Below are 25,204 nucleotides of genomic sequence, written 5' to 3' on the forward strand. Positions count from 1 at the left end.
ATGCTTTCGGAGGGCACCTTTCCCAACGTGGGGGACCTGGCGATGTCGCGTTCGAGCCCGCGGGTAGGTGATGGATTCATCCGCCTCAACGTCGACGGCGACGTCTCCTACGCCAGCCCGAACGCGTTGTCGGCCTATCACCGAATGGGCCTGACCCAGGAGCTGGAGGGGCAGAACCTGATCGAGGTCACCCGTCCGTTGATCTCCGACCCCTTCGAGGCTCAAGAACTCGCCGACCATGTGCGCGACTCATTGAGCGGCGGGGCCAGCATGCGCATCGAGGTCGACGCCGGCGGCGCCACCATCTTGCTGCGGACGCTGCCGCTGGTGGTGCACGGATCGGCAGCAGGCGCCGCGGTGCTGATTCGCGACGTCAGTGAGGTGAAACGCCGAGACCGCGCGCTGATGTCCAAGGACGCCACCATTCGGGAGATCCACCATCGAGTGAAGAACAACCTGCAGACCGTCGCGGCACTGTTGCGCCTGCAGGCCCGCCGGACCAGCAATATCGAGGGCCGGGAGGCGCTGATCGAGTCGGTGCGACGGGTCTCGTCGATCGCGTTGGTGCACGACGCGTTGTCGATGTCGGTCGACGAGGAGGTCAACCTCGACGAGGTGATCGACCGGATCCTGCCGATCATGAACGACGTGGCGACGGTGGATGCGCCGATCAGGATCAACCGGACCGGCATGCTCGGCGTCCTGGACTCGGACCGGGCGACCGCGCTGGTCATGGTGATCACCGAACTCGTCCAGAACGCCATCGAGCACGCGTTCGACCCGGTCGCCTGCGAGGCTGCCGCGACGGCCGGCGATTCGGTGACCATCCATGCGGAACGGTCGGCGCGCTGGCTGGACGTGGTGGTTCACGACAACGGCCGCGGGCTGCCCGACGGGTTCAGCGTCGAGCAGTCCGACCGGCTGGGTTTGCAGATCGTCCGAACGCTGGTCTCGGCTGAGCTGGACGGCTCGCTGGACATGCAGAACGCCCCCGAAGGCGGAACCGACGTGGTGCTACGTGTCCCGATCGGCCGTCGCGTCCGAACTATGACCTAGGGCCACACACAGCGGTGCGGCCCCGACATTGCGCCGGGGCCGCACCGTTGAGGGTCTTGGTCAGACTCCGCTGCGGGCCTTCGTGCGAGCGTTGCGACGCTTGAGGGCCCGTCGCTCGTCTTCGCTCATTCCGCCCCAGACGCCGGAGTCCTGGCCGGTGTTCAGTGCCCAAGACAAGCAGTCAGTGGTCACCGGACAGCGGTTGCAGACCAGTTTCGCATCAGCAATCTGCGCGAGGGCCGGTCCGCTGTTCCCGACAGGGAAGAACAGCTCCGGGTCCTCGTCGCGGCAGACCGCGGTGTGGCGCCAATCCATAAGTCGTTGCTCCTCACTGTGTGCGCAGCAATGTGCGCACGAATGATTTTCTTCGGCTGTTAACGCAGGCACAAGAAATGTTTCTGTACCGTTTCATGCGATCGCTCGATCGTTTCACAGGCTCAACAGATGTCAATAGCGGCTCGTTGGTCCGTGGGCAATGTCACCTTCAGAGATCTGTTACCAAATCCCTTAATCGGTTGTACTACACTCCCCACGGATCCGACCAGCGGTTTCGCCCACATCGGCCGATCAGCGCAGGTCGGAAAGTTTTTTCGCGGGTGGGGCGACGACGTCAAGCGCGTCGGGAACCGCGCGAAATGTCATCCGTTCGCGCACACCCAGGTAATCACCGTCGAATTGGCTCGCCATGGGTGGATCCGCGCAGGTCACCCGGACGCAGTCGGTGTCGTCGTGGCGAACCACCTGGGCGCCCTCGATCTTGGGCTGCTTGGAGAACATCTGCGCGACCAGTCTCAGACTCGGCACGACCTTCAGCGCGGTGACGCCGAAGACTCCGAGACCGGACTCGAAGCTGGTGCCGGGATTGGTGCACAGCGGCCGGTCGTTGGCGTAGGTCCACGGGCTGCAGTTGGACACGAAGATGAAGTGGACACCGGAAATCGGCTCGCGCCCGGGCAGCTCGACGGTCAGCCGCGGCTCCTTGCGGGAATAAGCCAAGGTCGCGCGCACGGCCGCGGTGATGTAGCGCGTCGGTGTGACTTTGACGCCCTTTTCTCGCTTGTCCTCCACCTTGGCCACCGCCTCGGCGTCGACCCCCATGCCGGCGTTGAGCACCGCCCACCGCTCGCCGCAGTCAATCAGGCCGATGCGGCGCCATTGCTTGTGCGGGCCGTATCTGTCGAGCAGCCAGATGAGCTGATTGGTGGCGTCGATGGGGCCCGGCGGGATGCCCAGCGAGCGCGCCGTCACGTTCGCCGACCCGCCGGGCACGATCGCCATCGCCGGGACATGGCCGGTGGGCAGTTGCCCGGGCCGGCCGAGCAGGCCGTTGACCACGTTGCTCACCGTGCCGTCGCCGCCGTGCACGACGACGAGGTCAACGCCGTCCTGGACCGCGGCCTGCGCGATTTCGCCGCCATGGCCGCGGTGCCGGGTGTGTTCGACGGTCAATTCCAGGCGGCTTTGCAGCGCGTGCGCCAACAGATCGCGGCCGGCCGTGGTGGTTGAGGTCGCAGTGGGATTGACGATCAGCACGGCCCGCATGGGGCCAAAGCCTACGGGAGCGGCGACGATGCGGGCCGCGCAGCGGCCCGGGGAGGAGCGCGACGATCGGGTCCAGCCGGCGACGATGCGGGCCGCGTCGTTACGCTGGGGCGGTGATCACGCGTCCACCGGCCACTGTGCGTGGGGCGGGACTGATCGTTGCCCTTCAGGGCGTGTCGGGCCTGGTGGCCACTGCGATTTTGCTGATCCGGGCGATCGGCGGCACCGACCAGCGGGTGGCCAACGGGTTCGGGACGGCGGGGTGGTTCGCACTGGCCGGTGGCGCCGTCCTGGCTGCCGGCTGGGCACTGCTGGTCGGCCGGCGTTGGGGCCGTGGGCTGGCGGTCTTCGCCGAGTTGTTGTTGCTGCCCGTGGCGTGGTACCTGGCCGTGGGTTCGCATCGCGCCCTGATCGGGATCCCGGTGGCCGCCATCGCATTGGCCGCATTGGCGTTGCTGTTCAGTCCGGCCGCGTTGCGTTGGGTTGCCGGCGGGTCATGAGCGCCCGGCCAGCTCGGACAGTGCCATCGCGGCGACTTCGCCGTCCACGTCGGCGACGTGCGCTCGCAGCGTCGGGTTGGCACCGAAAAGTGCTGTGCTGACTTGTTTTTCGACGACAGTGCACTGCTTGGGGGCGCCCTCGAAGTGGGCCAGGCCGTGGATCATCGCCGTGATCGCGGCGGCATCGCCGGGAGCGGCCCGGCGGATGCGCACGGTCACGTTCGGACGCCCAGCGCGGTCAAAATCGTGCGGAATTTGGTTGTCGTCTCGGCTACTTCGCCGTCCGGATCGGATTCGGCGACGATGCCACCGCCGGCGTGGGCCAGCGCGCTGCGACGGTCGGCCGCCAGCTGCGCGCCACGGATGGTCACCACCCAGCGCCCGTCACCGCGGGCGTCGCACCAGCCCACCGCGCCGGCGTAGAACCCGCGATCGCCTTCCAGTGTGCTGATGAGTTGGGTGGCGGCATCGGTGGGCACGCCACCGACCGCGGGGGTGGGATGCAGGGCATGGGTCAAATCGATTGCGGTGGTGGATGTGTCACGCAGCTGACCGGTGATCGGTGTGCTCAGATGCCACAGCGCGGTGGTGCTGCTCAGCGTGGGCGCCGCTGCGACGGTCAGCTCGCTGCACAAGGGACGCAAAGCCTCAGCCATGGTGTCGATGACCAGTTGGTGCTCGTGGCGATCTTTGGCGGAATCGGCAAGCGCGGCGCCCGCGGCGGCGTCGAGGTCGGGGTCGGCGGCTCGCGGCGCCGAGCCGGCGAACGGCCGGCAGGTCACCCGGTCGCCGTCGCGCGCTACCAGCAGCTCTGGACTGGCGCCGACCAGGGTCATGCCCGCATACCGGCTGCCCGCTGCCGACAGGTCGACCAGATAGCCGTAGGCGGCCGGGTCGTCGGCGACCAACCGGCGCAAGATGACTCGGGCGTCCAGCGGGCCATCGGCGCGCAGCTGCAACGCGCGGGCCAGCACCACTTTTTGCAGCGTGCTGTTCGCAGCGGTCAGCTCGTCGCGGGCGCGCCGAACCCGGGCGCGGTGTTCGTCGGGCTCGGGAAGCGCTCCGGCGACGTGCACCGCGGGCAGCGGCCCGGTCGGCCAGTCGGGCAATCCAGCGGCCCGGCGCACCGCGCGCGGCGTCATCAACGCCGCGGGCCCGTCGACGTCAAAAGGTAACGCGCCCAGCACTATTGGCGCCGCGCCTGAGCGCAGCGCCGACTGGGCGCCGGCCACGTCGCGGTAGCAGGCCTGCACGCCGTCGGCGATCACCGCGCCGGCCGGCCCGCACAGCACAAACGGCGGCTCAGTCGGCATTCGGCTCAGTCGTCATTCGGATGGGGCAGGCCCAGCGCGGTCAGCTGGCGGATCCCGTGTTCGAACCCGCCGACCGCGACCGACGCGGGGCCCATCCCGAAGCGGCTGCCCTCGATCAGCGGCAGCTGCACCCAGCGGGTGATGACGGCGCGCGAAAAGTGACCATGACCGACGAACACCACGTCACGCGTCGTCATCAGCTCCAAAGCCAGGGCAACGGCGCGGTCTGCGCGCTCGCTGACTTGCGCCACGGACTCGCCGTCGGGACTGCCGTGCGTCCAGATCGACCACTCGGGTTGGGATTTGTGAATCTCCGCGGTCGTCACGCCTTCGTAGGAGCCGTAATCCCATTCGGCGAGCAGCTCGGACTTCTCGTCGACAGTCAGGCCGGCGAGTTCCGCGGTCTCCATGGCGCGCCGGCGCGGACTGCTGATCACCCTCGGATCGTCAAGGCGCAGCTCGGCCAGTAGCGGGTGGGCCGCGACGGCTTGGGCGCGTCCGTTGTCGGTGAGGTCGACATCGGTGCAACCGGTGTGCTGGCCCGACAGCGACCAGTCGGTTTCCCCGTGGCGTAGCAACACCAGTCGATGGCTCTCGCGGCTATTTTTCAAGCCCATGGGGACGATTCTGCCTGACACACATAGCCATCCGCGCGCGGGCACACGGTGTTGATGCCAGGATGGCAGTTGTCAACCCGCCCGCAGAGACATAGGAGGAGCGCCGTCTGATGAAAGGGACCCGAGTGCTGGCGGTGGCCAACCAGAAGGGCGGGGTGGCCAAGACGACGACGGTCGCGTCGCTGGGTGCGGCGATGGTGGATGCAGGACTACGAGTGCTGCTCATCGATCTGGACCCGCAGGGATGTCTGACGTTTTCCCTTGGGCAGGACCCGGACAAGTTGGCAACGTCGGTGCACGAGGTGTTGCTCGGTGAGGTGGAGCCGAACGCCGCCCTGGTCGACACCGCGGAGGGCATGACGCTGCTGCCAGCGAATATCGACCTGGCCGGGGCGGAGGCGATGCTGCTGATGCGGGCCGGCCGCGAATACGCGCTCAAGCGGGCGCTGGACAAACTCGGCGACACGTTCGACGTCGTGCTGATCGACTGCCCGCCGTCGCTGGGCGTGCTGACCCTGAACGGGCTCACCGCCGCCGACGAGGTCATCGTGCCCCTGCAGTGTGAAACGTTGGCCCATCGCGGGGTCGGGCAATTCCTGCGGACGGTCAACGACGTTCAGCAGATCACCAACCCGGGACTACGGCTGCTAGGTGCGCTGCCGACGCTGTACGACCCGCGCACCACCCACACTCGCGACGTGTTGCTCGACGTCGCGGACCGTTACAACATGCCGGTGCTGGCGCCGCCCATCCCACGCACGGTGCGTTTCGCCGAAGCCAGCGCCTCGGGCTCGTCGGTGCTGGCCGCGCGCAAGAACAAGGGCGCAACGGCCTACCAGGAGTTGGCCGAGGCGCTGCTCAAACACTGGAAGTCGGGCAAAGCGCTGCCGACGTTCACTATCGACGCCTGACGTCGGGCTGAAGCTCAGCCCAGCGCGACCAGGGTGTTGCCGCGCTGCTCGAGCAGTTGCGAACCCGACACGGCGGGAATCACCGCCGAGTCAGCCGGCTGCCGCGGTACCGGCAGGAAGCCTTCGCCGACCCCGGTGACCGGGTCGCAGACAGCGATGCCGTCGGTGACCGGGACGAGCAACTTGCCGGCCATCATCGTCGCCGGACCCACCGGCACCGAAGCGCCCGCCGGCCCGATGGAATAGCGGTAGGTCAGATTCGCCGCATCGAAGACCATGACCCGGTCGCCGGTCCACCAGGTGACCAGGTTGCCGGGTCGAGTCAGCGCGCTGGACGGCGACGGCGGCTTGGGCAGCAGCGTGCTGCCGACCGTCGTGCCGGATTCGTCGACGACGTCGACCCTGGGCTGTGGCGCCGGCAGGTAGATAGCCGTCCTGGTCTCGGCCAAGGTCAGCACCCGCGCGCCGGAATCCACCCCGATGCCCGGCTCGGGTACATCGCGCTGTTCTGGTTCGTCTTCTTCCTTGCTCGGACGCAGCAACTTGAGCCGCAGATCGGCCTGCCGGCCGCAGGCCTCGAACACCGACACCGCCGACGAGCTGGCCGCCGCCGACGTCAACCGGCAGCCGGTATGCAATCCCTTCGACGACGGCTTGACCCGTGCGTCGATCTCGCCGTACGACAGCATCCGGACCATGTCCGAACGCCACAGCTCGAGCCGGGTATCGCCGGCCGACAACACCGTCGTGCCGTCGCTGGACAACTCCACCCGCCGATCGGCGTAGCTGCTGCGGGCCGGGCCGCGCCGGCCGGTGGCTGCGTCGATCGTGCTGGCCTGTCCGCAACCCCGATCATCGCGGTAGACCGCGACGGCGAAGCGGTACACCCAGGAGACACCGCACAGATCGCTGTCGCGGGAATAGCTCCACCGCACGGCACCGGTCACCGGATCACGTCCCTCGACGAGGCGGCCGTCACCGGTCACGACGGTTCCGCCGACCGCAATCGGCTGGACCGTGGCCGCGCTGCGAGCCGTCCAGAGCTGTCGCAGCGCAGCCGGCACGGCATGGGCGGGAGCGGGGTTGGGGGCGGGCGTGGCCGCGGGCCGGCTGATCGTCGCCCGGGCGTCGCTGGTCCACCAGATCAGGGCCGCGGCAGCGGCGACCACGGCCACAATCGCGACCGCAGCCAACAGGTCAGCTTTGCTGCGGCGTTCCGGCTTGACCATGCGGCGGAGGCGACGCCGACTCAGTTGGCAGTGGCGGTCGCGCCCGCTGACTTGCGGGGGCGACGACGGCGACGCCGGGCGCGGGTGCCGTCGGCTGACGTGGCGTCCGCGTTGTTCGCTGCCGGCGCCGACCCATCCCTGTCGGTGTTTCCGATGTTGCCGGTGGCGCCGGAATGGCCGGTCGCCGGCTTGCCGCCACGGGTGCGGGCCCGCTGCCGGCTACTGTTGCGCTTGCGCTGGGGCGCCGGCTCGCCGCCGTTGCTGGTGCGCTTGGCCGGTGCTTTGCGTGCCGTTCCGATGAAGCCTTGGACGTCGGTCGGGATGTCCAGTTCGGCGTAGATGTGCGGCGAGTTGGAGTACGTCTCGGCTGGATCCGGGCAGTTCAGGCCGAGGGCTTTGTCGATCATTGTCCAGCGGGCCAGTTCGTCCCAGTCCACCAATGTGACGGCGACGCCGGTCTTGCCGGCGCGGCCGGTGCGCCCGATGCGGTGCACGTAGGCCTGTTCGTCCTCGGGGATTTGGTAGTTGATGACGTGGGTGACGTCGTCGACGTCGATGCCGCGGGCCGCGACGTCGGTGGCGACCAATACGTCGATGCCGCCGCTGCGGAACGCTTTCAGCGCCTTCTCGCGCGCGATCTGACCCAAGTCGCCGTGCACGGCACCGACGGCGAAACCGCGTTCGGCGAGTTCGTCGGCGACCTTCTGGGCGGTGCGCTTGGTGCGGGTGAAGATCATCGTGGCGCCGCGTCCGCGCGCCTGCAGCACCCGGGTCACCAGCTCGACCTTGTCCAGGGCGTGCGCGCGGTAGACATATTGCTTGGTGAGGTCGTGTACCGCCGAGGAGTGCGGCGCCTCAGCCCGGATGTGGGTGGGCTGGTTCATGAACGTGCGGGCTAGCGTGATGATCGGATCCGGCATGGTCGCCGAGAACAGCATCGCCTGCCGGTCGTCGGGAATCTGGCGCAGTATCCGTTCGATGTCGGGCAGGAAGCCCAGGTCGAGCATCTCGTCGGCCTCATCGAGCACCAGCACCGACAGACCGCCGAGCTGCAGGTGCCCTTGCTGGGCGAGGTCGAGCAACCGACCCGGAGTGCCGACCACCACGTCGGCGCCGGCGCGCAGCGCCTCGATCTGCGGCTCGTACGGACGACCGCCGTAGATGGACACCACCGACAGCCGCCGGTCGTCGTCGGTGGTCAGATACTTGGCGGCGGTGGAGAGGTCACCGTAGACCTGCAGGCAGAGCTCGCGGGTGGGCACCACGATCAGTGCCCGGGGGATGCCGGACAGCGGTCGATCGGGGCCCGAGGTGGTGATCCGCTGCAGCAGCGGCACCCCGAACGCGAAGGTCTTGCCCATTCCGGTACGGGCTTGCCCGATCAGGTCGTCACCGGTGAGCGCGAGCGGCAGCGTCAGCTCCTGGATGGCAAAGGGATGCTCGATGCCTTCGTCCCTGAGTGCCTGCACAATTTCGTCGCGGACACCGAGGTCGGCGAAGGTGGATTCGGATGCGGCTCGGTTAGGTGTGATGAGTGGAGTCATGCGTGAAGCACGTATGCCTTTCGGTGTTGTATTCGATTGGTCAATCGTCGCGGCCACGCGCGCACCAGTTGACTGTCGAATACGTTGCCGATTCGCGGGCCCTGCGCTTACTGAGGCGGGCCAACTGCGTGCACGCACATTGCGTAGGTAGCAGTGGTACGGATCTACCGCCATTACCTGGATCGATTGTAGCTGGTGCGCCGCCGCAGCCTGGATTGGCGGCGCTGCCGCGCGCGGCGGGTCGCCACGATGGCGCCCCCGTGGGGATCGCTAGCGCGGGTATTGCGCGCGCAGCGGGTCGCCACCGATGGCCCCCGTGGGGATCGCTAGCGCGGTATTGCCGCGCGCGGCGGGTCGCCACCGATGGCCCCTAGAGTGGTGGCATGAATCCGCTTTCGCCGGGTGACAAGCTGGCCGATGCGCCGCCACGGCTACCCGCGGACCACCCCGGCGTCAACGAATTGTTCGCGCTGTTGGCCTACGGCGAGGTCGCGGCGTTCTACCGGCTCACCGACGAGGCGCGGATGGCGCCGGATCTGCGCGGACGAATTTCGATGGCCAGCATGGCCGCAGCGGAGATGACGCACTACGAGGTGCTGTCCGCGGCGTTGGAGAGCCGTGGCGTGGACGTGGTGCCGGCGATGTCGAAGTACGCCTCCGCACTCGACGGCTACCACCGGCTGACCACGCCGAGCACCTGGCTGGAAGCGCTGGTCAAGACCTATGTCGGCGACGCGCTTGCGGCCGACTTCTATCTGCAGATCGCCGACGGTCTGCCCGACGAGGTCGCCGACGTGGTGCGCTCGACGATGTCGCAGACCGACCACTCCCAGTTCGTCGTCGGCGAGTTGCGCGCCGCAGTGACAAAGAGCGCCAAACAACGCAGCCGGCTGGCGTTGTGGTCGCGCCGACTGCTCGGCGAAGCGATCACCCAAGCCCAGTACGTGCTGGCCGAACACGACGAGCTGGTCGATCTGGTGGTATCGCGGACCGATGGGTTGGCGCAGGTGGCAGCGTTCTTCGATCGACTACAGCGCACCCACGCCGATCGGATGCGCGAGCTGGGTCTGGCCTGAGCGGCGTGCTAGCGGCTGCAGGCCGCGATCATTGTGCTGCTGGTCGAGATCGCGACGGGCTGGCCGACGCCGTCGCTGATCGAACAGTTGAGATGGCCAGTCAGGCTCGTCGCAACGACGGATCTCATCCCGACTCCCGGGTTCAGCACGACGGTCCTCGACCACGGCAATGACACGTTGAAGTCGGTCTGCGGCGCGCCCTGGGCATCGGTGTAGACGACGGTGACCAGGTCGAGAAGCCCCTTGGTGCCGGTCACCCGATAAACGAAGGTGCGAGCGGCCACCTCCGGTGGCGTCGAAGGGACAGCCGCCGGTGGTGGGACCTCTGCCGGTGCGGTGCTGGTGGCCGACGGGCTCGGCTGCCGTGAGGGCGGCGTCACGGTGGTGACCGTCTCGGGCGGCAGGGCCGGCACCAGGCTGGGCCGCGGCGTCGCGCTTCGCGTCGGTGGCACTACGACGGTGGCCGACGTCGACGCGCTGTCGCCGCCGTTGACGATCACGACGGTGGCGATCATCGCCAGCACGAAGACGATCCCGGCGATGGCCGCGACCGGGCGCCAGCGCGGCTCCATCGGGTCAAACAGCTCATCGCCGTCGGCGTAGATGTCGTCGACGGCGTCATCGGGATAGTCCTGGATATCGTCGCCCAGGAAGTTCGTGGTGCTAATGATGCAGATGTTATCCCTGTGCCAACAGCCCCAGGTTGGGCGTATGGGCGTGTCAGGTCACGATTTGCCAACGGCGGCCGTTTTGACCGACGCCCGCGAACACTTGGCAGCGACCGGCTTTCAGCACCCTCGTCCAGCGTCCACTAGCCTGCTTGTCGAAGCACCGAACACCGAGGGATGGGAAAGGACCGGCGTGGAGGTCAAGATCGGTATCACGGACAGCCCGCGCGAGCTGGTCTTCACCAGTGCGCAATCGCCCGGCGAAGTCGAAAAACTCGTCACGGCCGCGCTGGGCAAGGATTCCGACGTGCTTGGCCTGACCGACGACAAAGGCCGCCGCTTTGTGGTCAACTCAGCCAAAATCGCCTACGTCGAAATCGGTGTCGCCGACGCACGCCGCGTCGGCTTCGGCATTGGGAGCGCTGCGGCTAAGACCGAGTGAGCGGCACGTGTGACAGCCCGCCCCACGCGAACGCCACGGTGCCGTCCACGGCATCGTCCTTGGTGATCGGCCGATTGGAGTCGAGCCAGTACCTGGCGCAGTCCACGCTGACCCCGACCAAGCCCACCGCGATCATTCGGGCGCGGTGCGGGTCCAACCCCGAGTCGGCGCTGATCAGGTCGAAAACCGCGTCGATGCACGACTCGGTGGCCACCCGTACCTGTGCGGCGACCTGAGGTTCGGTGATGTAGTCGTTCTCGAAGATCAACCGGTAGCCCAGGCTGTCGTGCTCGATGAAGTCGAAGAAGGCCCCCACGGCCGACCGCAGCCGTTGCCGGTTGTCGGTGGTGGTGCGCAGAGCCTGACGCACACCGGACACCAGATTCTCGACGTGGCGCGCCAAGACCGCTAAGTACAATTCCAGCTTGCTTGTAAAGTGCTGGTAGAGAACGGGTTTGCTGACACCGGCGCGTTCGGCGATCTCGTCCATGCCGGCGGCGTGGTAGCCGCGGTTGACGAAAACATCGCTGGCAGCGATGAGCAATTGGCCCCGACGCTCGTCACGAGGCAGTCGGTTGCCGCGTCGTGCGGTTGTGCCGGGCTTCATCACCCCGCTCCTGCCGGCGGCGTTGGCGAGATCGCTCATCCATTCCTCAATCTGGTTGTCCTGGCGCCGGTGGGGTGAAAGCGCAGTTGATCGCACCGACACTACTACCCGCTCGCCTTTTTCGATCGTCACCCAGGTTTTGAATGTCGGCATGTCAGCGTCGTAGCAGTACCTTCTGGCGCGCCGAGAGTCCCAGCTAGCGGCCGCTGTGCCATCCTGGGAAAGTGACTTTCGACCCCGACCGGCGGGGGGGGAACCGCACACCGGTCCTGCGTGACGACTGGCGGGAACCGCTGCGCGCTCAGCGGGACCCGCTGGCGTGGGGCGCGGGCGCCGGGCGGGTCCGGTCGAATCGAGACACCAGCCGCTTTCGCAAACAGAGTTGGTTGGGGCGTTTCGTATCCACCTACGGCTGGCGCGCTTACGCGCTGCCGGTGCTGGTTGCCGTCACCGGGGTGGTGCTCTACCAGACCCTCAACGGGACCAGCGCGTCTGCACCCGCGTCCGGGCAGCCGGTGCAGGGTCCGCCAAAAATCGGCGCGGTGGGCACGGTGATCGTCGACGCCCCGCCCCGCGGTCTGACCCAGTTCGACGCCAGCCTGCCCACTGGCATGCTGCCCAATGGCGGCACGTACACCGATGCCGGCGACAAGTCGTGGCAGATCGTTCCGGGTGTTACGCCGCAGATGGGGCAGGGGACGGCCAAAGTCTTCAAATACACCGTCGAGGTCGAAAACGGCATGGATCCCACCCCGTTCGGCGGTGACGACGCGTTCGCCGGAATGGTCGACCAGACGCTGGCCAATCCGAAGAGCTGGATCCACGATGCGCAGTTCGCGTTCGTCAGGATGGACGCAAATGACAAGAGCAAACCCGACATCCGCATCTCGCTGAGTTCGCCGATGACCGTCCGCCAGGGCTGCGGTTACGAGTTCCCGCTCGAGACCTCCTGCTACAACCCGTCCTATGGCGCCGAGGCCCAACCGCGGGTCTTCATCAACGAGGCCCGCTGGGTGCGCGGCGCGTTGTCCTTCCAGGGCGACGTGGGTTCCTACCGGCAGTATCTGGTCAACCACGAAGTCGGCCACGCCATCGGGTACCTGCGGCACGAGCCGTGCGACAAACAAGGCGGCCTGGCGCCGGTCATGATGCAGCAGACGTTCTCGACCTCCAACGACGACGCCGCGAAATTCGACCCGGAGTGGGTCAAGCCCGACGGCAAGAGCTGCCGATTCAATCCCTGGCCCTACCCGATCGCCTAGCTCGCTCGGAAAAATTGCGGACTATGCATGAGGAGATGTCGGTGTCGACGCCGTTGCCGCCGTTAGTTGAGCCGGCTGCCGAATTGACCCGTGACGAGATTGCCCGCTACAGCCGGCATCTCGTGATCCCCGACCTCGGTGTCGACGGGCAGAAGCGGCTCAAGAACGCCCGGGTGCTGGTGATCGGCGCGGGCGGCCTCGGCGCGCCGACGCTGTTGTATCTGGCCGCGGCGGGCGTCGGCACGATTGGCATCGTCGATGACGACGTCGTCGAGGAGTCGAATCTGCAGCGCCAGATCATCCACGGCGTCTCCGATCTCGGCCGGTCCAAGGCGCAGTCGGCGCGTGACTCGATCGCCGAAGTGAACCCGCTGGTGGAGGTGCGGTTGCACGAGGCGCGACTGGCGGCTCACAACGCCGTCGACCTCTTCGAGCAATATGACCTGATCCTGGACGGCACCGACAACTTCGCCACCCGGTATCTGGTCAACGACGCCGCAGTACTGGCGCGCAAGCCCTACGTGTGGGGCTCGATCTACCGGTTCGAAGGTCAGGTGTCGGTGTTCTGGGAGCACGCACCCGGCGGTCGCGGTCTGAACTATCGCGACCTGTACCCCGAACCGCCCCCGCCGGGCTTGGTGCCGTCGTGCGCCGAAGGCGGTGTGCTGGGCGTGCTGTGCGCATCGATCGCTTCGGTGATGGGCACCGAGGCGATCAAGCTGATCACCGGAATCGGTGAGTCATTGCTCGGCCGGCTGATGATGTACGACGCGCTGGCCATGAGCTATCGCACCATCGCCATCCGCAAAGACCCGGCCGGTCCAGAGATCACCGGGTTGGTCGACTACGAGGAATTCTGCGGGGTGGCCTCCGATCGGGTGGCCGCCGACTCCGCGATCACTCCTCGCGAGCTGCGTGACTTGCTGGATTCCGGCGCCAAAGTAGCGCTGATCGATGTGCGTGAGCCGGCGGAGTGGGAGATCAACCATATCGACGGAGCCCAGTTGATTCCCAATTCGCTGATCGGCTCCGGCGAGGGCCTGGCCGAGCTGCCCCGGGACCGTCAGGCGGTGTTGTATTGCAAGACGGGGGTGCGCTCGGCCGAGGCATTGGCGGCGCTTAAGAAGGCCGGGTTTGCCGACGCGGTGCACCTGCAGGGCGGCATCGTGGCCTGGGCCGAACAGATGCAGCCCGACATGGTGATGTACTGATTCACCACCGGAAACTGCGTCTTCGTGTCTAGTCCCGAGAGTTCGCTGAGCCCGATTAGGCTGATCGTGTGAGTGTCGAGCCGCCGCCGGAGCATCTGCTGTCCGCGTTCGGTTTGAGCGGCGTGCGGCCGATCGCGTTGGGTGCCAGCTGGGAGGGTGGCTGGCGGTGTGGCGAAGTGGTGCTGTCGATGGTCGCCGACAACGCCCGCGCCGCGTGGTCGGCGCGGGTGCGCGAGACGTTGTTCGTCGACGGTGTGCGGCTGGCCCGGCCGGTCCGCTCGACCGATGGGCGCTATGTGGTGTCTGGTTGGCGAGCAGACACTTTCGTCGCCGGCCAGCCCGAGCCCCGGCACGACGAGGTGGTGTCGGCGGCGGTGCGGCTGCACGAAGCGACCGGCAAGCTGGAACGGCCGCGATTTCTGACTCAGGGGCCGACGGCGCCCTGGGCTGACGTCGACGTCTTCATCGCCGCTGACCGTGCCGCATGGGAAGAACGGCCGCTGCAGTCGGTGCCGGCCGCGTCGCGCTCGGCCTCTCCCACCGCCGACGGACAGCGGTCAGTCGAGTTGATCAGTCAGCTCGCCGGGCTGCGGCGGCCGACCAAGAGTCCCAACCAGCTGGTCGACGGCGACCTCTACGGCACAGTGCTGTTCGCGGGCGCGGCCGCCCCGGGCATAACGGACATCACGCCGTACTGGCGGCCTGCATCGTGGGCGGCGGGAGTGGTCGTCGTCGACGCGTTGTCGTGGGGCGAGGCCGACGAAGGCCTGATCGATCGCTGGAACGCGCTCCCGGAGTGGCCGCAGATGCTGTTGCGCGCGTTGATATTCCGGCTCGCCGTGCACGCGTTGCATCCGCGTTCGACGGCGGCCGCATTCCCGGGTCTGGCACGCACCGCCGCACTGGTGCGGCTGGTGCTCTAATCGCGAAACTGGTGGCGGACCTCGGCGAGCGCGATCTTGCCGTCGAGGGCGAGAATCCCTTCTGCCCGAAGCAATTCCAACTGCCGGGTGGTCAGGTGCCGGGCCGGGCGCCCCGATGCCGTGATCACCCGATGCCAGGGCAGGTCCGAGGAGTCGGTGCGCATGATCCAGCCGACAATGCGTGGACTGGAAAGCCCTGCGACACAAGCGATATCGCCATAGGTCGACACCCTGCCGGCGGGTATCGAGGCAACCAAGGCGCGCACCCGCTCGATCTGATCGTCGGTAACCGTCGCCACCGTCAGCGCATCCGCTCGCGGATCAACGCGGCGACTTCGGCCGGCTTGGTCTCGGCCACCATGTGATCGCATGCCAAAGTCAGTGACTGAAAATCGGGCCCCAACCGCTCGCGCAAATCGGTGATGAGCCGGTCGGTGACGTATGACGGCGACGTCCACGCCGCCTGCACCAGCGTCGTTCCAATTCCTTTGGGCGGCACTATGATATCGCGGGCCAACTCGCTCCAGTAGGCCATCATCGCGGGCAGGCTGAGCCGCCAGGTGCACCGTCCGCCCGGCAACTCGACGAGGTGCTCGTCGAGTTCGGCATCGACGACGGCCGGGTCCACGCCCGCCCAGGAGCCGTTGGTTTTCGCCGTACGGGCCTCGGCGGCGTCGGCGTAATCCGGGGAGGCCAGCATTGCGTCGGCAATCTCACGCATCCATCCGCCGTCGAGTCCGATGGCCGGGTCGAGCAGCACCAGTCCCGCCACCCGGCCGGGATGGGTGGCGGCCAGATGCAGCGCGACCGCGGCTCCGAACGAATGCGCTACCACCACGACCGGCTGATCGGGCTGATGCTCGAGCAACTGGGCCAAAGCGGCGACGTTGGCCTCGATCGTCCACGGTGCCGACCACGACGACCTGCCGTGCCCGATCAGATCGGGTGCGGCAACGGTGATTTCGGGTAGGTGCCGGCTCGCCAGCAATTCCCAGCGCTTGCCGTGCCCGGTGAGCCCGTGCAGCGCCAGCAGTCGCACGGGACCGGGCGGGCCGAAGCGGTGCACGTGCAGGCGGGTCACCCGTTGATGGTGCCAGCCGGGCGGTCACCCGTCGTCGGCCGGGCCGACTTGTCGGACCCCCGTGGTGTCATTCGCGCTATGTCTTACCGCTGGGGCCCGGAGGCCCGCACTGTGCTCGATCCCGGTCTGCGCGGGATGGTGCGCGTGCTCGGTGGGCCGGGAACGGGTAAGACCTCGTTGCTGATTGACGTCGCGGCTGATCGAATCCGGGCGGCCGCCGATCCGGAATCGGTGTTGCTGTTGACCGGATCCGGGCGCATCTCGCCGCAAGCACGCAGCGCGTTGACGGCGAAGCTGCTCGGCTCCCAGAACGTCGGTGCCCGCTCGGCGGTGATCCGGGAGCCGTTGGTGCGCAGCGTGCACAGCTATGCGTTCGCGGTGCTGCGGCTGGCGGCTCAGCGTGCCGGCGGCCCCCCACCCAGGCTGGTCACCAGCGCCGAACAGGATGCGATCATCGCCGAGTTGCTTGCCGGCGAGGTTGCCGACGGTCCCGATGCGACGACGCCGTGGCCGACCGAGCTGCGCGGGGCCCTGGGTACTGCCGGTTTCGCCGCCGAATTGCGTGAGCTGCTGACCCGTTGCGCCGAGCGCGGCATTGACCCTCAGCAGCTCGAACGGGTGGGCCGGCTGTCGGGTCGTCCCGAATGGGTGGCCGCCGGCCGGTTCGCACGCGATTACGAGCAGGTGATGCTGCTGCGCGCGGCCGTGGGAACGGCTGCCCCGCAGGCGACTACCCCGGCCGTGGGGGCCGCCGAATTGGTCGGGGCCGCTCTCGAGGCATTCGCCGTCGACCCCGAACTGCTGGCCGCGCAGCGCGCCCGCATCGGCGTCCTGCTGGTCGACGATGCCCAGCAACTCGATCCGCAGGCCGCGCTGCTGGTTCGGGTGCTGGCCGCCGGTGCCGAGCTCACGCTGCTCGCCGGTGACGCGGACCAAGCGGTGTTCGGTTTCCGGGGCGCTGAGCCGACGGCGCTGCTGGGTGAGGGCACGCCGTCGGTCACGCTGAGGACGTCCTATCGCTGTGCTCCGGCCGTGGCGCGCGCGGTCTCGGGTATCGCCGGCCGGCTTTCCGGCGGGAGCGAAATCGAGGGCACCGGAGACGATTCGGGATCGGTGATGGTGAAACTTGCCGCCTCTGCCAACGCGGAGGCGGCGATGATCGCCGATTTCTTGCGGCGCGCGCACCTCGTCGACGGCGTGCCGTGGTCGCAGATGGCAGTGATTGTCAGGTCGGTGCCTCGTGCCGCGGCCGGATTGCCGCACGCGCTGGCGCGGGCCGGCGTTCCGGTGGCCCCCGCGGCAGTCACCGGCTCGCTGGCCGCACAGCCCGCGGCGCAGGCGTTGCTGACGGTGCTGGCCGCTACCGCCGACGGACTCGACGGCGAGCAGGCGCTGGCGCTGCTCACCGGCCCGATCGGTCGTGTCGATCCGGTTTCGCTGCGTCAGCTGCGCCGGACCCTGCGTCGCGCCGACATCGACCGATCGCCAAGGGAATTCGACGACCTGTTAGTCGAGGCGCTGACCGGTAGCCTGCCGGCCCGGCTGCCCGCGGCGCAGGTCCGGCCGCTGAAGCGGATACGCGCGGTGCTGGACGCCGCGGCGGCCTCGCAACGCCGCGGGGACGATCCGCGCTACACGCTGTGGGCGGCGTGGCACCGTTCGGGTTTGCAGCGCCGTTGGCTCGCCGCGTGTGAGCGCGGTGGGTCGTCCGGAGTGCAGGCGGGCCGGGACCTCGACGCGGTGACGGCGTTGTTCGACGCCACCGACCAGTACTTGTCGCGCACCGTCGGTGGCTCGCTGCGCGGGCTGATCGATCATCTGGTGACCCAGCAGTTGCGTGTGGCGGGCGGCGAGCCGGCGGCCCCGGCCGAGCAGGTCGCGGTGCTCAGCGCGCATGCGGCGCTCGGCCATGAGTGGGATCAGGTGGTGATCGCCGGCCTGCAGGACGGGTTGTGGCCCAACACGATTCCGCGCGGGGGAGTGCTCGGCACCCAGCGACTGCTGGATGTGCTCGACGGGGTCGCCGAGAACACCTCGATGCGGGCGCCGCTGCTCGCCGAGGAGCGGCGACTGCTGGTGGCCGCGATGGGCCGGGCCCGCACACGGTTGCTGGTGACGGCCATCGACGGGGAGGCGAACGGCGACAACGAGGCCAGCGTGCCGTCGCCGTTCTTCGCCGAGATCGCGCAGTGCTCCACCGGAGCCGCCGATGCCGCGCTGCCCGATTGCGGCGACCCGCTGCAACCCGTCACGGCGCCGCGGGTGCTGTCGGCTACCGCCGTCGTCGGCCGGCTGCGCAGCGTGGTGTGCGCGCCATCGGGCACGGTCAGCGACTCGATGCGTGATTGTGCGGCAACGCAATTGGCGCGCCTGGCGGTAGCGGGTGTGCCGGGCGCCGATCCGTCCGGCTGGTACGGCATGTCACCGGTCAGTACCACCGAACCGATGTGGAGCGGTGACGATCACGTCGTCACGCTGACCCCGTCGAGCCTGCAAACGTTGACCGATTGCCCGCTGCGATGGCTGGCCGAGCGCCACGGCGGTACCGATCCCCGCGATCTCGGTTCGACCATCGGTTCGGTGCTGCACGCACTGATCGCAGAGCCGGCCGGCGAGTCGGAGCTACTGGCCGCTCTGGAGCGGGCATGGCAGCAACTGCCGTTCGAATCAGGTTGGTATTCAGCCAATGAGCTGGCCCGGCATCGGGCGATGATCGAGACGTTCCTGGCGTGGCGGGCGCAGACCCGCTGCGAGCTGACCGAGGTCGGCGTCGAAGTCGAGGTCGACGGTGTGCTCGACGGCGGCGTCCGGCTGCGCGGCCGGGTCGACCGGATCGAGCGCGACGCCGCCGGCCGGCTGGTGATCGTCGACGTCAAGACCGGCAAGACAGCGGTGAGTAAGGACGATGCGCAGCGGCACGCCCAGCTGGCGACCTACCAGCTCGCGGTGGCCGAGGGCTTGGTCGCCGACGGCGACGAACCCGGCGGCGGGCGGCTGGTGTACCTGGCGAAGACCGGTTCGACGGGCGCCACTGAGCGCGAACAGGATCCGTTGACATCCGAAGCACGCGAACAGTGGCGCGAACGGATCCGCGACGCGGCGAAGGCAACGGCCGGGCCGCAGTTCGTTGCCCGGATCAACGACGGCTGCGCGCACTGCCCGCTGCGGCCGAGCTGCCCCGCCCACACCGGGGTCGACGGGAAGGGGTCGGTATGACCGTCACAGCAATCGCGTCCGCGCGCTACAGCCCGAATGAATTGGCAAGTGCACTGGGTCTTTTCGAGCCCACGGACGAACAGGCGGCGGTCATCGCCGCCGCACCGGGCCCGCTGGTGGTCATCGCGGGGGCAGGGGCCGGAAAAACCGAGACGATGGCGGCACGGGTGGTGTGGCTGGTGGCCAACGGCTACGCCGAGCCCGGCCAGGTGCTGGGTCTGACCTTCACCCGCAAGGCAGCCGGGCAGTTGCTGCGGCGGGTCAGGTCCCGGCTGGCCCGGCTCAGCGGCAGCGGACTGGCCATCGGCAGCCAACTCGTCGGCGAGCCCGCCGGAGCGCCGGTGGTCGGCACCTATCATGCGTTCGCCGGCCAACTGCTGCGCGAATACGGTTTGCTGTCACCGGGTGTGGGGAAGCACGCGCAGCCCATCGAGCCCGCCACCCGGCTGCTCAGCGAAACCGAGCTCTGGCAGCTGGTGTTCGACGTGGTGAACAAGCATCAGGGTGAGCTGCGCACCGAGAAGAACCCGGCCGCGGTCACGGCAATGGTGCTGCGTCTGTCGGGTCAGCTCGCCGAGCATCTGGTCGACACCGGCCAGCTGCGCGACACCCATCTGGAGCTCGAACGGATGGTGCACACCTTGCCTGCGGGCCCGTACCAACGCGACCGAGGCCCGAGCCAGTGGCTGCTGCGAATGCTGGCCACCCAGGCGGAACGCGCCGAGGTGATGCCGCTGATCGACGCCCTGCACCAACGGATGCGGGCGGAGAAGGTGATGGACTTCGGCGGCCAGATGGCCTCGGCCGCTCGGCTGGCTTCCGCGATTCCGCACGTCGGGGAGCAGTTGCGCAGCCGCTATCGGGTGGTGCTGCTCGATGAATACCAAGACACCGGATACGCCCAGCGCATCCTGTTGTCGTCGCTGTTCGGCGGGGGAGTCGACGACGAACTGGCATTGACCGCTGTCGGAGACCCGATCCAGTCCATCTATGGCTGGCGCGGCGCGTCGGCGACCAACCTGCCGCGGTTTACCACCGACTTCCCGCTGCCCGACGGCAGCCCGGCGCCGGTACTGGAACTGCGTACCAGCTGGCGCAATCCACCGACCGCCTTGTATGTCGCCAACGCCGTCTCGGCCGATGCGCGACAACGATCGGTGGCGGTGCGAGCGCTCCGCTCCCGCCCCGACGCCGAACCCGGCACGGTGCGCTGCGCGCTGTTGCCCAATGTGCAGGTCGAACGGGACTGGGTCGCAGACCACCTGCAGCAGCGCTACCAGCACGCGGCCGCCGCCGGCGTCGCGCCACCGACCGCCGCCGTCCTGGTGCGCCGCAACGCCGATGCCGCACCGATCGCCACCGCGCTGCGTGCCCGCGGCGTTCCGGTGGAAGTGGTCGGACTGGCCGGACTGCTCGCGGTGCCCGAGGTCGCCGATGTGGTCGCGATGCTGCGTCTGGTGGCCGACCCGACCGCCGGTGCCGCCGCCATGCGGGTGCTCACCGGCCCCCGGTGGCGGCTCGGGGCCCGCGACGTCGCGGCGCTGTGGCGCCGCGCCGTGGCGATCGAGCGGGTCGCCGAAGCGGCCGGTCCGCAGGGCGATCCCGCGGGCCTGGCCGACGCCCTCGCCGACCCCGGTCCGGCCGACGGCTATTCAGCCGAGGGGTATCGGCGCATCATCGCGTTGGCCGAGGAGCTCAGTGTGCTGCGCAGCCATCTCGGCCATCCGCTGCCCGATCTGGTTGCCGAGGTGCGCCGGCTGCTGGGTCTGGACTGCGAGGTGCGGGCGACACTGCCCGGCGCCGGATGGACCGGCACCGAGCAGCTCGACGCCTTCGCCGACGTGGTCAGCGGCTACGCCGACCGGACCGCCACCACCGACTCGCTGGCCTCGGTCATGGGTCTGCTGGCCTACCTGGATGCGGCCGCCGTCGTCGAGAACGGCCTGGCGCCGGCACAATCCGTCGTCGCCCAGAATCGGGTACAAGTGCTCACCGTCCATGCCGCCAAGGGGTTGGAGTGGGAGGTGGTCGCGGTGCCGCACCTGTCGGGTGGGTTGTTCCCGTCCACCGCACAGGCCCGCACCTGGCTCACCGACGCCGCCGACCTGCCGCCATTGTTGCGCGGCGATCGCTCCACCGTAGGGGTGCACGGCGTGCCGGTTCTGGACACATCAGATGTGACCAATCGAAAGCAGCTGTCGGACAGCATATTCAAACACCGTCGGCAGCTGGAACAACGCCGTCTCGATGAGGAGCGCAGGCTGCTGTACGTGGCCATCACCCGTGCCGAAGACACCCTGTTGCTGTCGGGTCACCATTGGGCAGCGACCGGCATCAAGCCCCGCGGCCCGTCGGACTTTCTGTGCGAACTCAAGGACACCATCGACCAGTCAACCGCTGCCGGCGAACCCTGCGGCGTGGTCGAGCACTGGGCGGTTGCGCCGGCGGATGGTGACCGAAACCCGCTGCGCGACATCGTTCACGAGGCGACCTGGCCCGTCGACCCGCTGGCTGATCGCCGTGCCGACGTGCAACGCGGAGCCGCACTGGTCGCCGCCGCGATGTCGGCCGACGCGCCACAGGTGACTGACACCGACGTAGAAGAGTGGGCGGCCGACGTCGACGCGCTGCTCGACGAACGGGCCCGCGCCGCGCAACCGCGGGCGCACCCGCTACCCAGCGGACTGTCGGTCAGCAGCCTGGTGGACTTGGCCCGCGACCCCGAGTATGCTCTGCAGCGGCTGATGCGCCGGCTGCCGACGCGACCCGAGCCACATGCTTTGTTGGGCAATGCGTTTCACGACTGGGTCGAACGCTTCTACGGCGCCGAACGGCTGTTTGACCTCGCTGATCTGCCCGGTGCCGCCGACACCGAGATCGCGCAGCGCGACGCCGACGAGCTGGCTACGTTGCAGGAAGCTTTCCTCGCCTCACCGTGGGCTGCTCGCACGCCGGTAGCCGTCGAGGTGCCCTTCGAGATGGCCATCGGCGGCACTGTGATCCGTGGTCGCATCGACGCGGTCTTCGCCGAGCCCGACGGCGGGGCCACCGTGGTGGACTGGAAAACCGGCGAGCCTCCACCTGGCTCAGAGGCGGCGCGGCACGCCGCCATTCAGCTCGGCGTCTACCGGCTCGCCTGGGCCGCGCTCAGCGGCTGTCGGGAGTCGTTGGTGCGCACCGCTTTCCACTACGTCCGACCGGGGCTCACCGTTGTCCCGGATGTGCTACCGGGGCGCGACGAGTTGGCCCAGCTGCTAGCGGGTTAGGCGGCTGACCTTGAGGGCGGTGGTGACCATCGGAATCTGCAGCGGCAGCCGCGCCAACGCGACGATCCGCATCGGCCAAGGCTTGTCCCACCACAGCCGGACCATGTTGATGTTGCCCGGTAAGACCGCGACGAACAGCGCCGCAGCTGCCAACGCGGCCAACCGCCGGGTGCGGTGTGGCAACAGCAGTGCGCCGATGAACGGCCTCGGCGACGCCCGACGCGTAGGTGTAGAACCGCGGGCTGCCCGGCAGCTCAGCGGGGATGATGCCGTCGAACGATTTCGGCGCCACGAAGTGGAGGGTGCCGACACCGAGCAAAAGCGCCGCGATTCGGTGCGCGGGTGTCTGGCTGGCATCCCGCTGAGGTCTGGCTGTGATGGCGGTCATGGTTACATTGTGTCGTGCGCCGGGTCGAGCGATGAACTGTGGCCAAAATTAGCCGTCAGCGACGCGATCTCGACGAGACGCTGATCAACCGGCCCGGCTACGCGCTGGTCGGTGTGGTGCGCGTCCCGGAGGGACAAGTCAGCCCGATGTGGGCTATTTGGCGACGAGTCGCGATCGCGCTGCTCGATTTGTTGATCGCGGTGATCGTCGTCTATATAGACCGCGACGGCTATGCCGACGTAAGACACACGCGGCTGTCGTTTCTTGATTGTGTGTACTACGCGACCGTGTCGTTGACGACCACCGGATACGGTGATGTCACGCCGTATACCGAATCCGCGCGCTTGGTCAACATCGCGGTCATCACGCCGCTGCGGATCATGTTCTTGATCGTTTTGGTCGGCACGACGCTCCAGGTCCTCACCGAGCGGTCGCGGCAAGCCTGGAAGATCCAGCGTTGGAGGAGCAAAGTGCGCAACCACGCCGTCGTCATCGGGTATGGGACCAAAGGTAAAACAGCGACAGCCGCGATGATCGGTGACGGGGTGCCTCCTGGCACCATCGTCGTGGTCGATACCGACCAGTCGACATTGGAACACGCCACGGCCGCCGGCCTGGTCACCGTCCACGGCGACGCCACCAAATTCGAGGTACTCCGGCTGGCCGGGGTCGAGCATGCGTCGTCGATCGTGGTGGCCACCAACCGCGACGACACGGCTGTGCTCGTGACGCTGACGGCTCGGGAGATCGCACCCAAAGCCAAGATCGTCGTCGCGATCCGCGAGGCTGAAAACCAGCATCTGCTCAAGCAATCCGGAGCGGATTCGGTGGTCATCTCCTCCGAGACCGCCGGCCGACTGCTCGGCGTGGCCACCACAACGCCCAGCGTCGTCGAGATGATCGACGACCTGCTGACACCGTCGCATGGATTCGCCATCGCCGAACGCGAGGTCGAGCAGACCGAGCTCGGCGGCTCGCCGCGGCATCTGGCGGACATCGTGCTGGGCGTGGTCCGCGACGGCCGCCTGCTTCGCGTCGATGCACCCGAGGCCGATGCCATCGAGGCCGGCGACCGGCTGCTCTACGTCCGCAATACGGGGAAGTGACCGTGGCGATCGCAAGCGCGGCGAAGCCGGGCGCCGCGGGTCGCCACCAGGAGGTGTAGCAGCGTGGATTTCCAATTACGAAGCGTGCCGCTGCTGTCGCGCATCGGCGCTGACCGAGCCGACCAGGTGCGCACCGACATCGAGGCGGCGACCGTTGGCTGGGCGGATGCGGCGCTGCTGCGGTTGGACTCGCGTAATCAGGTGATGGTTGCCGGCGGCCGAGTGTTGCTGGGTGAGGCGAAGACCCTGGGCGACAAGCCGCCGCCGGACGCGGTTTTCCTCGGCCGCATCGAGGATGGCCGGCACGTGTGGGCGGTGCGCGGGCCGCTGCAAGCCCCCGAGGATCCCGACCTCGAAGCCGAGGTGGCCGATCTGCGCCGGGCCGGCCGGCTTTTCGATGATGTCGGCGCCCAGCTGGTGTCGGCGGCCGCGGCGCTGCTGAATTGGCATGCCAGCGCGCGGTTCAGCTCAGTGGACGGCTCGCCGACCAAGTCGGTCAGGGCGGGCTGGGCGCGGGTCAATCCGGTCACCGGTCACGAGGAGTTTCCACGTATCGATCCCGCGATCATCTGCCTGGTGCACGACGGCGGCGACCGCGCGGTGCTGGCCCGTCAAACGGTGTGGCCGGATCGGATGTTCTCGCTGCTGGCCGGTTTCGTCGAAGCGGGGGAGTCCTTCGAAACCTGTGTCACCCGCGAGATCCGCGAGGAAATCGGGCTGACCGTCAGCGATATTCGCTACCTGGGCAGCCAGCCGTGGCCGTTCCCGCGATCGCTGATGATCGGCTTCCACGCGATCGCCGATCCGGCTGAGCCGTTCGCGTTCAACGACGGCGAGATCGCGGAGGCCGACTGGTTCACCCGCGACGAGATTCGTGCCGCGCTGTCCCTCGGCGACTGGAGCAGCGACTCGGAGTCCAGGCTGCTGCTGCCCGGATCGGTGTCGATCGCGCGGGTGATCATCGAGTCCTGGGCTGCGCTGGACTGAAATCGGGCTGGCATGAAATGGGCACACAAATCGTGGTCATTATCTTGTCCGCAAACGTCTGACGCTTGGCGTCGAACAACGGCAACAGGTATCCAATAAAGAAAACCGCGGCGTCCAGGATGTGGGCGATCTGCCGCAGCAGTGATCTACTGAATCCGATTGGCTGGCCGGTCTTTTCACTGATCACCTGGAACCCTAGTACCGACTTGCCGATGCTCGACCCAGTCCGCCCTTGGCGGTAACCGTAATTCCCGATGAA

The 25,204-nt window shown here is 68.1% G+C and carries 24 protein-coding genes and 1 pseudogene; 12 read left to right on the forward strand and 13 right to left on the reverse strand.

Features of this window, described 5'->3' with window-relative positions; translation table 11 throughout:
* A partial coding sequence (locus VGG53_RS08860) for a sensor histidine kinase (RefSeq protein ID WP_331517676.1) occupies positions 1 to 1,056 on the forward strand: 1,056 nt, incomplete at its 5' end.
* A 60-nt stretch (positions 1,057 to 1,116) separates the two neighbouring features.
* Here the strand turns inward: VGG53_RS08860 and whiB1 are convergent.
* Together whiB1 and VGG53_RS08870 are read right to left on the reverse strand one after the other, a co-directional pair.
* The gene (whiB1, locus tag VGG53_RS08865) at positions 1,117 to 1,371 is read right to left on the reverse strand and encodes a transcriptional regulator WhiB1 (protein ID WP_163780324.1); all 255 of its coding nucleotides are present in this window, start codon (positions 1,369 to 1,371) and stop codon (positions 1,117 to 1,119) included.
* A 252-nt stretch (positions 1,372 to 1,623) separates the two neighbouring features.
* Positions 1,624 to 2,598, reverse strand: coding sequence for a diacylglycerol kinase family protein (locus VGG53_RS08870; protein ID WP_331517677.1), 975 nt, complete (start codon positions 2,596 to 2,598; stop codon positions 1,624 to 1,626).
* A gap of 113 nt (positions 2,599 to 2,711) precedes the next feature.
* Here VGG53_RS08870 and VGG53_RS08875 point away from each other — a divergent pair, with 113 nt between their 5' ends.
* Positions 2,712 to 3,098 carry a hypothetical protein gene (locus tag VGG53_RS08875; protein WP_331517678.1) on the forward strand — a complete coding sequence of 129 codons (387 nt, stop codon included), beginning with the start codon at positions 2,712 to 2,714 and terminating at the stop codon, positions 3,096 to 3,098.
* On the opposite strand, the gene VGG53_RS08880 is transcribed toward VGG53_RS08875, so the two are convergent.
* From VGG53_RS08880 to VGG53_RS08890, 3 genes are read right to left on the reverse strand one after another with little or no spacing between them, the layout of a single operon-like run.
* A complete protein-coding gene (locus VGG53_RS08880; RefSeq protein ID WP_414688922.1) occupies positions 3,093 to 3,317 on the reverse strand; it encodes a hypothetical protein in 225 nt (74 codons plus the stop codon). The two genes, VGG53_RS08875 and VGG53_RS08880, sit on opposite strands and share 6 nt — an antisense overlap.
* Positions 3,314 to 4,411: an isochorismate synthase gene (locus tag VGG53_RS08885; RefSeq protein ID WP_331517679.1), complete on the reverse strand. Its 1,098-nt coding sequence runs from the start codon at positions 4,409 to 4,411 to the stop codon at positions 3,314 to 3,316. The genes VGG53_RS08880 and VGG53_RS08885 overlap by 4 nt, the downstream gene beginning before the upstream one ends.
* A gap of 5 nt (positions 4,412 to 4,416) precedes the next feature.
* Complete coding sequence (locus tag VGG53_RS08890; protein WP_331517680.1) at positions 4,417 to 5,028, reverse strand: acid phosphatase; 612 nt, start codon at positions 5,026 to 5,028, stop codon at positions 4,417 to 4,419.
* 110 nt (positions 5,029 to 5,138) lie between these two features.
* Between VGG53_RS08890 and VGG53_RS08895 the strand changes: the two genes are divergently transcribed.
* On the forward strand, positions 5,139 to 5,939 hold the full coding sequence (locus VGG53_RS08895; protein ID WP_331517681.1) for an AAA family ATPase: 801 nt from the start codon (positions 5,139 to 5,141) through the stop codon (positions 5,937 to 5,939).
* Between the two features lie 14 nt (positions 5,940 to 5,953).
* Here VGG53_RS08895 and VGG53_RS08900 read toward each other — a convergent pair whose 3' ends face one another.
* Positions 5,954 to 7,168: a hypothetical protein gene (locus VGG53_RS08900; RefSeq protein WP_331517682.1), complete on the reverse strand. Its 1,215-nt coding sequence runs from the start codon at positions 7,166 to 7,168 to the stop codon at positions 5,954 to 5,956.
* Between the two features lie 20 nt (positions 7,169 to 7,188).
* Complete coding sequence (locus VGG53_RS08905; RefSeq protein ID WP_331517683.1) at positions 7,189 to 8,712, reverse strand: DEAD/DEAH box helicase; 1,524 nt, start codon at positions 8,710 to 8,712, stop codon at positions 7,189 to 7,191.
* Between the two features lie 383 nt (positions 8,713 to 9,095).
* On the opposite strand from VGG53_RS08905, the gene VGG53_RS08910 reads away from it, so the two are divergent.
* Positions 9,096 to 9,788 (forward strand): ferritin-like fold-containing protein, encoded by a 693-nt coding sequence (locus VGG53_RS08910; RefSeq protein ID WP_331517684.1) that lies wholly within the window; start codon positions 9,096 to 9,098, stop codon positions 9,786 to 9,788.
* An 8-nt stretch (positions 9,789 to 9,796) separates the two neighbouring features.
* Here the strand turns inward: VGG53_RS08910 and VGG53_RS08915 are convergent, their stop codons facing one another.
* Positions 9,797 to 10,459, reverse strand: a complete 663-nt coding sequence (locus VGG53_RS08915; protein ID WP_414688923.1) for an MmpS family transport accessory protein — start codon at positions 10,457 to 10,459, stop codon at positions 9,797 to 9,799.
* Positions 10,460 to 10,649: 190 nt separating this feature from the next.
* On the opposite strand from VGG53_RS08915, the gene VGG53_RS08920 reads away from it, so the two are divergent.
* Entirely contained in the window at positions 10,650 to 10,898 is a 249-nt protein-coding gene (locus VGG53_RS08920; protein ID WP_331517686.1) for a DUF3107 domain-containing protein, read from the forward strand.
* Here VGG53_RS08920 and VGG53_RS08925 read toward each other — a convergent pair.
* Entirely contained in the window at positions 10,885 to 11,544 is a 660-nt protein-coding gene (locus VGG53_RS08925; protein WP_331517696.1) for a TetR/AcrR family transcriptional regulator, read from the reverse strand. The genes VGG53_RS08920 and VGG53_RS08925 overlap by 14 nt on opposite strands.
* Before the next feature lie 167 nt (positions 11,545 to 11,711).
* On the opposite strand from VGG53_RS08925, the gene VGG53_RS08930 reads away from it, so the two are divergent.
* The 3 genes from VGG53_RS08930 (at position 11,712) to VGG53_RS08940 (ending at position 14,901) form a co-directional block, all read left to right on the forward strand.
* Positions 11,712 to 12,767 carry a DUF3152 domain-containing protein gene (locus VGG53_RS08930; RefSeq protein ID WP_331517697.1) on the forward strand — a complete coding sequence of 352 codons (1,056 nt, stop codon included), beginning with the start codon at positions 11,712 to 11,714 and terminating at the stop codon, positions 12,765 to 12,767.
* Between the two features lie 41 nt (positions 12,768 to 12,808).
* Positions 12,809 to 13,978 carry an adenylyltransferase/sulfurtransferase MoeZ gene (gene moeZ, locus VGG53_RS08935; protein WP_331517687.1) on the forward strand — a complete coding sequence of 390 codons (1,170 nt, stop codon included), beginning with the start codon at positions 12,809 to 12,811 and terminating at the stop codon, positions 13,976 to 13,978.
* 68 nt (positions 13,979 to 14,046) lie between these two features.
* On the forward strand, positions 14,047 to 14,901 hold the full coding sequence (locus VGG53_RS08940) for a TIGR02569 family protein (protein ID WP_331517688.1): 855 nt from the start codon (positions 14,047 to 14,049) through the stop codon (positions 14,899 to 14,901).
* Here VGG53_RS08940 and VGG53_RS08945 read toward each other — a convergent pair.
* Both VGG53_RS08945 and VGG53_RS08950 read right to left on the reverse strand, forming a co-directional pair.
* Entirely contained in the window at positions 14,898 to 15,200 is a 303-nt protein-coding gene (locus VGG53_RS08945; RefSeq protein WP_331517689.1) for an MGMT family protein, read from the reverse strand. The genes VGG53_RS08940 and VGG53_RS08945 overlap by 4 nt on opposite strands.
* A gap of 2 nt (positions 15,201 to 15,202) precedes the next feature.
* On the reverse strand, positions 15,203 to 15,982 hold the full coding sequence (locus VGG53_RS08950; RefSeq protein WP_331517690.1) for an alpha/beta hydrolase: 780 nt from the start codon (positions 15,980 to 15,982) through the stop codon (positions 15,203 to 15,205).
* 78 nt (positions 15,983 to 16,060) lie between these two features.
* Between VGG53_RS08950 and VGG53_RS08955 the strand changes: the two genes are divergently transcribed.
* Both VGG53_RS08955 and VGG53_RS08960 read left to right on the forward strand, forming a co-directional pair.
* Positions 16,061 to 19,198 (forward strand): ATP-dependent DNA helicase, encoded by a 3,138-nt coding sequence (locus VGG53_RS08955; RefSeq protein ID WP_331517691.1) that lies wholly within the window; start codon positions 16,061 to 16,063, stop codon positions 19,196 to 19,198.
* A complete protein-coding gene (locus tag VGG53_RS08960; protein ID WP_331517692.1) occupies positions 19,195 to 22,464 on the forward strand; it encodes an ATP-dependent helicase in 3,270 nt (1,089 codons plus the stop codon). Before VGG53_RS08955 ends, VGG53_RS08960 begins: the two co-directional genes overlap by 4 nt.
* Here the strand turns inward: VGG53_RS08960 and VGG53_RS08965 are convergent.
* Positions 22,453 to 22,852: pseudogene (locus VGG53_RS08965) on the reverse strand (DoxX family protein). The gene VGG53_RS08960 and the pseudogene VGG53_RS08965 sit on opposite strands and share 12 nt — an antisense overlap.
* Before the next feature lie 38 nt (positions 22,853 to 22,890).
* Here VGG53_RS08965 and VGG53_RS08970 point away from each other — a divergent pair.
* Both VGG53_RS08970 and nudC read left to right on the forward strand, forming a co-directional pair.
* Complete coding sequence (locus tag VGG53_RS08970; protein ID WP_331517693.1) at positions 22,891 to 23,958, forward strand: potassium channel family protein; 1,068 nt, start codon at positions 22,891 to 22,893, stop codon at positions 23,956 to 23,958.
* Positions 23,959 to 24,021: 63 nt separating this feature from the next.
* Positions 24,022 to 24,945, forward strand: a complete 924-nt coding sequence (gene nudC, locus VGG53_RS08975; protein ID WP_331517694.1) for an NAD(+) diphosphatase — start codon at positions 24,022 to 24,024, stop codon at positions 24,943 to 24,945.
* Here nudC and VGG53_RS08980 read toward each other — a convergent pair.
* Positions 24,917 to 25,204: RDD family protein (locus VGG53_RS08980; RefSeq protein ID WP_331517695.1), on the reverse strand; the 288-nt coding region annotated here is incomplete at its 5' end. The genes nudC and VGG53_RS08980 overlap by 29 nt on opposite strands.

The sequence above is a fragment of the Mycobacterium sp. genome, assembly GCF_036490025.1.
In the GTDB taxonomy this organism is placed as follows: Bacteria; Actinomycetota; Actinomycetes; order Mycobacteriales; family Mycobacteriaceae; genus Mycobacterium.

What these genes read in the sequence shown, in the direction of transcription:
- whiB1 (WP_163780324.1), bottom strand. Translation starts at nt 1,371, where the DNA reads ATGGATTGGCGCCACACCGCGGTCTGCCGCGACGAGGACCCGGAGCTG.
- VGG53_RS08870 (WP_331517677.1), bottom strand. Translation starts at nt 2,598, where the DNA reads ATGCGGGCCGTGCTGATCGTCAATCCCACTGCGACCTCAACCACCACG.
- VGG53_RS08885 (WP_331517679.1), bottom strand. Translation starts at nt 4,411, where the DNA reads ATGCCGACTGAGCCGCCGTTTGTGCTGTGCGGGCCGGCCGGCGCGGTG.
- VGG53_RS08890 (WP_331517680.1), bottom strand. Translation starts at nt 5,028, where the DNA reads ATGGGCTTGAAAAATAGCCGCGAGAGCCATCGACTGGTGTTGCTACGC.
- VGG53_RS08895 (WP_331517681.1), top strand. Translation starts at nt 5,139, where the DNA reads ATGAAAGGGACCCGAGTGCTGGCGGTGGCCAACCAGAAGGGCGGGGTG.
- VGG53_RS08900 (WP_331517682.1), bottom strand. Translation starts at nt 7,168, where the DNA reads ATGGTCAAGCCGGAACGCCGCAGCAAAGCTGACCTGTTGGCTGCGGTC.
- VGG53_RS08905 (WP_331517683.1), bottom strand. Translation starts at nt 8,712, where the DNA reads ATGACTCCACTCATCACACCTAACCGAGCCGCATCCGAATCCACCTTC.
- VGG53_RS08910 (WP_331517684.1), top strand. Translation starts at nt 9,096, where the DNA reads ATGAATCCGCTTTCGCCGGGTGACAAGCTGGCCGATGCGCCGCCACGG.
- VGG53_RS08925 (WP_331517696.1), bottom strand. Translation starts at nt 11,544, where the DNA reads ATGAGCGATCTCGCCAACGCCGCCGGCAGGAGCGGGGTGATGAAGCCC.
- VGG53_RS08955 (WP_331517691.1), top strand. Translation starts at nt 16,061, where the DNA reads ATGTCTTACCGCTGGGGCCCGGAGGCCCGCACTGTGCTCGATCCCGGT.
- VGG53_RS08960 (WP_331517692.1), top strand. Translation starts at nt 19,195, where the DNA reads ATGACCGTCACAGCAATCGCGTCCGCGCGCTACAGCCCGAATGAATTG.